Source organism: Halanaerobium polyolivorans, assembly GCF_020711195.1.
In the GTDB taxonomy this organism is placed as follows: domain Bacteria; phylum Bacillota; class Halanaerobiia; order Halanaerobiales; family Halanaerobiaceae; genus Halanaerobium; species Halanaerobium polyolivorans.
In genome coordinates, this window is sequence record NZ_JAJFAT010000028.1 from 1 (window position 1) to 9,345 (window position 9,345).

Sequence of the window (9,345 nt, forward strand, 5' to 3'; positions counted from 1 at the left end):
TTAAATTTAAAAATTAAAGAGATAATAAGATTCAATCGGTGCTATTTAGATTTCACAACATTTGTCAAAGAGCCAAAATCTCTAACTATATTTGTAAATATTAAAGCTGGAAAAGCAATATCAATTGTTAATTCAGCTATTCCTTTTTCAGCTGCTTGGTTGATTTTACCGGAGCGCTTCAAATAAAAGCCAAGCAAAATCAAAACTGCCATTAATAATAACTGCTCTAATATTGGATAAATATTTTCCATTAACCAATGCCTCCTTTCATTATTATATTTAAACTATTATACTCCTGCTTCTACAACAAAAAGTTTAACTGCTTCATCACTTGTAACTACAAAGGAGTGAGTACTATTATTTTTGGTTAAAACTGCATCACCAGCTTTCATTTTAACTAATTTACCATCAACTGTCATCTCACCTTTACCTTCAACCATAAAATATATTTCTTCACTTCCCTCATGGGTGTGTTCTCCAATTTGTGTGCCTGGTTCTAAAATTAATTCATGTAAAAAGTGGAGAGAAGAATCAAAGTCATCCGGAAAACCATCTACATCAGGCAGAGCAGCATCTTTACCCATTAACTGAGTAATATACATTTTGCCTTTGCCACCGAGAGTCTCGATATATACCTGTTCTACATCATCTTTACCTCTTTTAATCATTACTATTTTCCCCCTTTAAAAGTTTTTGTCAATTTCTAAAGCGCTCCAAAAACCATTTCTAGTCGCATCCATTATATGCCCACAACCATTCTCAACCCTTAATTTTTGAACTTTTATTCCCTTTTTTTCTAACTCTTTTTCCATTTCTGTTGTATCTAAATTTTTAAATCCAACTGCACTTAAAATATTGTCACAGTTTATTTCTTTTTCCTGGTCATTATGTTCTACAATAACACTATTTTCTTTTATTTCTTTAACAAGATGTGAAGTTAGTACTTCAATATCATTTTCTTTTACTACTTTTTTAAGATGAGTAGATAACATAGGACTTAATTCTCCAGCAATTTCTGACTGCATCTCTATTATTTTAACATTTTTATTTTTTTCTCTTAAAAACATTGCAGTATCAATTCCTACCCCACTACCACCAATAACACAAATGTCTTTTCCCAAGCCCTGACAGTCATCTGCCAATTTATCAACTGCTATCTCTGCATGTTCATTACCCTTTAGCGGCAGTTTAATTGCTTTAGAGCCAACTGCCAACACAACTATATCTGGAGAGTACTCTTCAATAATATCTGCCGTTGCCTTAGTTGATAATTTGAGATTTATAGCTAGGCGTTTAAGCATAGTTCTATAATATTTTAATAAACCGCTAAATTCAGTATTTTTATAGGCCGGAATTGAAGCTATTTTAACTAATCCTCCGATCTGATCATTTTTTTCTAAAATTGTTACTTTATGACCTAATTTAGCAGCAGTTATTGAATACTCTAATCCAGCCGGACCAGCCCCAACAACAACGATATTTTTTGGATCTTGACTTAATTTTAATAAATTCTTATATTCATATCCTAATTCAGGGTTAACTGCACAGGCTAAATATTTTCCGGTATCAACACTACCTGTACATTCATTACATCTTAGACAGGTTCTAATCTCATCATAATTGTTATTTGCAACTTTTTTAGCAAATTCCGAATCTGCCAAAAGTTCTCGCCCAATATTTATTAGATCAGCCTTTTTTTCTTCTAAAACATTATTAGCAATTTCAGGTTTTATACCAAGACTTCCAACTGCTATAACAGGTATTGAAACATCATTTTTTACAGCTTCTGATAAATAAATTAACTGATCAAAACTATCACCCTGCATTGGAAAATGTTTTAAACTCTCATAATTACCATGAGTTACATCAAGACAATCTACCCCTTCAGCTTCCAATACTTTTGCATATTTTAATCCTTCTTCTAAAGTTAAGCCTCCTGCTGATGACTCTTCTGCACTAAAGCGAAAAAAGAGGGGGAAGTCCTCTCCAACCTTTGACCTGATATCACGAATTATCTCTACAGCAAATCTACATCTATTTTTAAAACTACCTCCCCATTTGTCATTTCTTAAGTTAGTTAAAGGTGAAATGAACTCTTGAATTAAATAGCCATGAGCTCCATGTAGTTCTACTCCATCAAATTCAGCTTTTTTTGCTCTTAAAGCAGCATCACCAAAAGCTTTAATAGTTGCTATTATTTCTTCCTCGGTCATTTTTTTAGGCATATCACCACCAACTTTAGATTTAACAGCTGATGGAGCTAAAGGTGGCTTGCCATTTAAATTGCTGCTAAAAACCTGTCTACCCACATGGTGTATTTCCGGAATAATCTTGGCACCATAACGATGTACAGCTTTTACAAGTTCATTTAAAGCGGGAAGAAATCTATCATCATAGATAGCTACTGGATTTCCGTAAATTCTACCTTGTTCCCATTCAATACAGGTGTTTTCTAAAATAATTAAAGCGACTCCATTTTTAGCTCTCCTTGCAAAATATTCAATTAATTTATCGCTTACTTCTCCTGACTCACTTGCATATTTGGTATACATAGGAGCCATAGAAATACGATTCTTTAATTCTAAACCATTGATGCTAATTTCCTGCAGTAACTTTTTACCCAATTTTTTCACCTCTTTTGTTAATATCTAAAATATCGAGCAGCCAAAAATAATTAATTCCCCTCCTCCCTCTTTGCAAATTAAAATAGTTATAATTTAAATTGAGAAAGGGACTCAGAAAAATCATTAAAAAATGATTTTCCTCAGTCCCATAAAATTTATAGTTCAAAGGGTCGTCCACTTAAAGTTCTCGATACCTGGCCAGATTCAGAAGTTTTACTTCCTTCCCCCGTTGGCAACTGATCATTTAAAATCAGTATTTTCCTCTAAGCTTCATACGAGTTAAACGATATTCGGTTTTTGTTAACAATTAACATTTAACATATTTAAATTATAATCTATTGATATTTATTTGTCAAGTGTTTTTTTAATTTTCTCACTTTTAAATGTTTTGCCTCTCACCTTTTAAATATACATCTTTTACTGTTAGGTCCTTATCTAAAAGAACAAAATCTGCCTGTAGACCAACTTTTATCTGCCCAATTTTATAGTCCAGATTTAATAAACGAGCCGGATTATAAGTTGCCATTCTTATAACTTCCGGTAATTCTAAATTACTAAACCTTAACATATTTCTGACCCCTTGATCCATTGTTAATACACTGCCAGCAAGAGTGCCATCTTCAAGTCTAGCGCTTCCATTTTTGACACTTACCTTCTGACCACCTAAATTATATTCACCCTCATCTAAACCTGAAGCTTCCATGGCATCTGTCACTAAGATAAGTTGATCAGCTGTTTTGATTTTTGCTGTTAACTCTATAACTGCAGGATCAATATGAATTCCATCAGCTATAATTTCACAACTTATGTTTGAGTTTAAAGCAGCCCCTACAATGCCTGCTTGACGGTGGTGAAGTCCAGACATCGCATTATAAAGATGGGTTATTAAAGATAAGCCATGATTTTGAGCTTCCATAACTTCTTCATATTCTGCATCAGAATGACCCAGGGAACTTATAATACCCCTTTGATGAATTTTTTCAATTACTTCTAAGGCCCCTTCTTTTTCAACTGCAAGAGTCATAACCTTAATAATATCTAAGTAATCTTTAAATAGCTCAGTTGAAGGATTAATTATATATTCTGCAGACTGAGCACCTTTTTTTGCCTCATTAATAAAAGGGCCTTCTAGATGCACACCTAAAACCCGGGCTCCAGAATTAGAATTTTTTAAATATTTTTTTATATTATCTAATGCGTTATATATCTTCTCTAACTCCATTGTCATTGTAGTAGGTAGGTAAGCAGTAACTCCATTTTTGATCAGATATTGACTGATTTTGTTTAGAGATTTTGTAGTAGCTTCCATAGTATCCATACCCCCTGCACCATGGATATGAATATTGATAAAACCCGGACTTAAATAAGCACCTCCACCATCAATTACTTTCAATCCAGAATAATCTTTTTCTCTAAAAAAACTGTCTACAGCCTTAATTTTTTCAGCAAAAATCACCGCTCCATTGTCAATAATTTTATCAGGCAAAATGATATTTACATTTTTTATTGCTTTCATATTATCATTCCTTATTAATATTTAATTTCTAGCTCACAGTTAGCAGAAATATTATCTTCTGAAATTAAAGCTGCAGCCTCTTTATCAATTATCAGAGTAATTTCCGGGTGAGTCTGCAATAATGAGGCTGGTACCCCAGTAGATATCTTGCCACTAACTGTGGCTTTAATTGCTTCAACTTTATTTTTCCCACTGGCTAATAAAAGAATTCGCTTTGATTTCAAGATTGTTGCCATCCCCATTGAAATAGCCTGTTTAGGAACCTTTTCTTCATTCTCGAAATAACGGCTGTTTGCTTGAATGGTTTCCTTGCTTAAATTAACAACATTTGTCATTACATTTAATTTTTCAGCCGGTTCATTAAAACCAATATGACCATTAGCACCAATTCCTAAAACCTGCAGATCTATACCTCCAGCATTTTCTATCAAACTTTCATATTCTCTACACTCTTTATTATAATCTTCTGTCATCCCATCTGGAATATTTACATTCTCTTTTTTTATGTTGATATGATTAAAAAAATTATCAAACATATAATAATGATAGCTGTTAGGATTCTCTTTGCTTAAACCACAATATTCATCTAAATTAAAAGTCATTACCTGTGAAAAATCTACTTCATCTTCATTATACATTTCAATTAATTTATTATACATTCCCATTGGTGTCCCACCAGTAGCAAGGCCAAGCTTGCTATTTTCTTTTAAATGAATTTGACTTGCCAGAAGCAGAGCTGCTCTATTGCTCATTTTTTCATAATTTTCTTCTACGATGATTTTCATCAATATCACTTCCTGATTTTATATTCTAATCTTATTATATCTATTAAGCTAAAATTACCTTTAAAATCTTTTGCCCTGCTTTTACAGATCCTTTTTTTAAGATTTCTATTTTTTTAATCTTTTCCATATTTGTTATTACTATAGGGGTTGCAGTTGAAGGAGAATTTTCTCTAATATAGTCTAAATCAAATTCTATTAAAGCTCTACCTTGTTTGATTTTTGCTCCTTCCTCAACTAATTTATTAAAGCCCTGCCCGGCAAGTTCAACTGTATCGATACCAAGATGGATCAATAATTCTAGACCATCTTTAGTTTTAATTCCTAATGCATGACCAGTTGGGAAGATCTGTATTATCTCACCATTAACTGGTGATTTAAGGATATTTTCTTCTGGAATGATTGCAAACCCATCTCCCAGCATTTTTTGTGAGAACACCTGATCTGCAACATTTTCCAGCTCAATTACCTCTCCTTTAAATGGAGCATTTATATATATTTCTTTTTGCTTAAAAATATTAAACATCCCAAAACCTCCTTTGTCTTGATTTTATAATAATTTATAGTTATTAACTATAATTTTATCGCTATTAACAATTTAATTCAAGCCGCAGCTTAAGCTCCGGCTCAAATTAAAAAGCTTTGTCATCTTCTTTATTTAAAGTTCTTTTTTGATCTTATCTGCGATCATTTCTGCTTTAGTACCAACAACAATTTGTGCATTAGTTTTGCTTGCTTTTAAAACACCAGAAGCTCCCATCTTTTTTAAAGCTTCTTCATTTATTTTTTCTGAATCATCTACTTCTAATCTTAGTCTAGTTATACAGGCATCTACTTTTTTGATATTTTCTTTACCACCAAGTGCTTCAATATACTGCATTGTTAGATCTTTAGAACCTTGAGACTTTTTGCGCTGACTTTCTGGTAAAACGCTCATATCAGTGGCTCCACCTTCCGAATCTAAACGTCCAGGTGTGGCAATATCAAATTTTTCTATCACAAAACGGAAAAGGAAATAATAAATAGCAAAAACTACAGCACCAATTGGAATGATCATTAATGGTCTTGTTGCAAGTCCATAGTTTAAAAAGTAATCTATTGCACCAGCTGAAAAACCAAAACCATGTTGGATCCCAAAAATATAGGTTATTACCAGTGAAAGCCCTGTTAAACCTGCATGAATAACATATAAGGCAGGGGCTAAAAACATAAATGCAAATTCTATCGGTTCAGTTATTCCTGTTAAAAATGCTGTTAAAGCAACACTTAAAAATATACCTGCAACTGCCTTTTTATTTGCTTCTTTGGCCGAGTTATACATCGCAAGTGCTGCTGCAGGGAGCCCAAACATAAATATTGGGAAAAAGCCTGACATAAAGAACCCAGCTGAAGGATCACCAGCAAAAAAGCGCGACAAATCACCTGTAACTACCTCTCCAGCTGCTGTTGTAAATTCTCCAAAAACAAACCAAATAAAACTATTTAGAACATGATGGAGACCAACCGGGATTAATAATCTATTTAAAAATCCATATACAAATACTCCAATAGAACCTGCTCCTATAATCCATTCTCCTGACATCTGAATTGCCTGTTGAATAGGTGGCCAAACAAAACCAAAAGCAGCTGCCAAAATAACACTAGCTGCACCTGTAACAATTGGTACAAAACGTTTACCTCCGAAAAAACCTAAAAAGTCAGGTAGTTCAATATTATAATAACGATTATAGAGAAATCCAGCAGTTAGACCACCAATGATACCTGCTAGAACTCCCATATTAATATCAGGATTGATAGATTCAGTTGCATTAGTGATTATAAAATAACTTACTGCACCGGCAAGTCCAGCTGAGCCAGAACTATCATGGGCTATACCTACAGCAACACCGATCCCAAATAAAATAGCAAGATTATCAAAGATTGCACCACCAGCAGCCATTATAAAGGGAATATCAAAAACATCCGGAGCACCTAATCTGAGCAGCAGGGCTGCTGCTGGTAAGACTGCAATTGGAAGCATTAAAGATTTACCTATTCTCTGTAGTTGTGAAAATACTTTTTTCATTTTTACAAACCTCCTGTTTTATTATTAACTTTACAAATTTATATAATAACTACAGTTTAACTGTAATTTTATTTTATTTAATTAAAGTAAATAGAAAAGCCGAAGAGAAACACCACTCTATATTGTGGTATTAGCTCTTCGGCTCTTGCCTGATCTAACAGTAACACGCCTCAATAATTAACTTTTATTGAAAATTTAATCAATCAATTCCGACTTCTCTTTTTAAACGCTGCAAATGAATAGCCAGATAGCCTTTTTCATCTTCAGTTATCTCACAATCTAAACGTAATTCTATAATTTCTGCTAGCTTAGCAGCTAAACTAAAAGATTCAGCAAAATTATTTTTTATATTTTCAAGGAGAGGATTCAAATTATCTTCTTTATTATTTTCTATTCTTTCTAAGGCAAATCGCAAATGATTAACCAGACGAGCATAATTTAAACTTTCATATGCTAAGTTATGACCAATTTCTGCCTCTACTTTTGCAACTAGCTTTTTTATTAATGAAGTATTTTTAACAGTTTTGGAAACTTCACTATTGCTTCTGGCTCCATGAATATGAAAAGCAATAAATCCTACTTCAGCTTCTGGAATTTCAAGCTTAAAGTTTTTTTCCATAATTTCTACTGCTTTTTTAGCTAAACTGTATTCTTTTTTATAAAGAGTTCTTGTTTCTGTTAAAAAAGGATTAACTATTTCTATTCCATCTTTGATTCTCTTTAAAGTAAAAGCTATGTGATCAGTAAGCCCGATTCTAATATACTGATTTATATCTTCTCCTAGTTCATCTCCTACCAAGGTTATTATTTCTTCTGTTACTGCAATCACTTTGCTGTCAACTTCTTCTAGAAGCCTCAAATAGTTTTTTCTTTTCTCTCCTTCTAAGGGAATGAATTCTTTTTCAATCTCAAAATTATTTTTGTTTATTGTTTTTCCTTTCTGACTGGAAAAACCTATTCCTTTTCCTATTAAGATATATTCCTGAGCTTCTGCATCTTTTTCTGCTAGAACAACATTATTATTAAAGACTTTTTTTATCCTATAGAACTCTCTAGCAGCCATATAATTCCTCCCTTTTTTCTAAAAGTTACGTCAAATTTAACTTATTTATTAAGCAAATAAAAAAATCTAGAAAAAAATATAATTTCCTTCAATGGATTTCTGAAGCAAAGAAATTTATATTCTCTCCTAGATTATGCCTGATTTAACAGTAACACTCTTTAACTTTTATTTAATTTTCTTAATTGTAACATTATTATTTTATTTTTGCAAGCTTTTTAGCTAAATTTTCTGCTTGATTAAAAGACCTGCTTTTCAGCAGGTCTAAACTTTGATTTAAGAATATTATCAAATTATCTCTAAAAAGATCTTAACTAACTCCGGATCAAACTGAGTTCCTGCACATTCTTTCAATTCTGCAATAACTTCTTCTTTGCTCATCGCCTCTTTATATGGCCGACCACTTATCATTACATCATAGGCATCTACAATTGTCAATATTCTTGAAAGCAAAGGAATCTCTTCTCCTTTGAGACCTTCTGGATAACCACTACCATCCCATCTTTCATGATGATGAAGTATTTCTTCTGCAATATGAGAAAAACGGGGAATACTTTCAATTATCCTATAACCAGCCTCTGGATGAGACTTGATAATTTCCCATTCTTCTTCACTCAATTTATCTTTTTTATTTAATATTCTTTCTGGAATGGATATTTTACCGATATCATGCAGTAGTGATAAAATAAATAGTTTATCTATTTGTTCATTAGAAAGCTCAAGCTTTTTACCAAAACGTTTTGTCAATTCACTCATTCTATTTACATGAGTTTCTGTTTCAAAACTTTTTTCCTTCAAAGTATTTAAAAAACTAGATAAAATAATCCCTCTACCACTTTCTCTATTGGCAAATTTATTTATATACATCCTGTTTTCTGCTTCATTTAGAATCTCAAAAATTTCTTCATTTTCATTGCTTTTACAGGCAGCTCCAAGAGCAATTGAAAGCTCAACTTCCATCCCGGCTGCAAATTCTGCTTGATTTATTCTTTGAATTATTTTTTCGCTTTCTTTTAAGTCTGTATTGGGTAAAAGAATTACGAATTCATCTCCACCCCATCTAGCAACCACATCTTCTTGACGACAGGATTGAGTTAAGATCTCAGCTGCTTTTTTTATACATTGATCTCCGGTAGCATGACCATATAAATCATTAAGCTGTTTGAGATTGTTTAAATCAGCCATAATTAAACAAATAGGGAGGTTTCTAGCCGTATCAATTCTCTCCATCATATCTTCTAGATATACCCTGTTATAAAGTCCTGTCAGACTATCATGAAAACTCATATAGGCAATTT

9 protein-coding genes are annotated in these 9,345 nt (G+C 32.6%); all 9 read right to left on the reverse strand.

The window, feature by feature from the left end; translation table 11 throughout:
• Positions 1 to 41: 41 nt before the first annotated feature.
• Positions 42 to 251, reverse strand: coding sequence for an AEC family transporter (locus LJ207_RS11820; RefSeq protein ID WP_229346706.1), 210 nt, complete (start codon positions 249 to 251; stop codon positions 42 to 44).
• Between the two features lie 36 nt (positions 252 to 287).
• Positions 288 to 668: a cupin domain-containing protein gene (locus LJ207_RS11825; protein ID WP_229346707.1), complete on the reverse strand. Its 381-nt coding sequence runs from the start codon at positions 666 to 668 to the stop codon at positions 288 to 290.
• Positions 669 to 683: 15 nt separating this feature from the next.
• Positions 684 to 2,624 carry an NAD(P)/FAD-dependent oxidoreductase gene (locus LJ207_RS11830; protein ID WP_229346708.1) on the reverse strand — a complete coding sequence of 647 codons (1,941 nt, stop codon included), beginning with the start codon at positions 2,622 to 2,624 and terminating at the stop codon, positions 684 to 686.
• A gap of 379 nt (positions 2,625 to 3,003) precedes the next feature.
• Positions 3,004 to 4,140: an N-acetylglucosamine-6-phosphate deacetylase gene (gene nagA / locus LJ207_RS11835; RefSeq protein WP_229346709.1), complete on the reverse strand. Its 1,137-nt coding sequence runs from the start codon at positions 4,138 to 4,140 to the stop codon at positions 3,004 to 3,006.
• Between the two features lie 14 nt (positions 4,141 to 4,154).
• Positions 4,155 to 4,925 carry a glucosamine-6-phosphate deaminase gene (gene nagB, locus LJ207_RS11840; protein WP_229346710.1) on the reverse strand — a complete coding sequence of 257 codons (771 nt, stop codon included), beginning with the start codon at positions 4,923 to 4,925 and terminating at the stop codon, positions 4,155 to 4,157.
• A gap of 43 nt (positions 4,926 to 4,968) precedes the next feature.
• The gene (locus tag LJ207_RS11845; protein ID WP_229346711.1) at positions 4,969 to 5,448 is read right to left on the reverse strand and encodes a PTS sugar transporter subunit IIA; all 480 of its coding nucleotides are present in this window, start codon (positions 5,446 to 5,448) and stop codon (positions 4,969 to 4,971) included.
• Between the two features lie 132 nt (positions 5,449 to 5,580).
• On the reverse strand, positions 5,581 to 6,987 hold the full coding sequence (gene nagE, locus LJ207_RS11850) for an N-acetylglucosamine-specific PTS transporter subunit IIBC (protein WP_229346712.1): 1,407 nt from the start codon (positions 6,985 to 6,987) through the stop codon (positions 5,581 to 5,583).
• Between the two features lie 199 nt (positions 6,988 to 7,186).
• Positions 7,187 to 8,050, reverse strand: coding sequence for a PRD domain-containing protein (locus LJ207_RS11855; RefSeq protein ID WP_229346713.1), 864 nt, complete (start codon positions 8,048 to 8,050; stop codon positions 7,187 to 7,189).
• 285 nt (positions 8,051 to 8,335) lie between these two features.
• The coding region (locus tag LJ207_RS11860; RefSeq protein ID WP_229346714.1) for a diguanylate cyclase at positions 8,336 to 9,345 on the reverse strand (1,010 nt) is incomplete at its 5' end.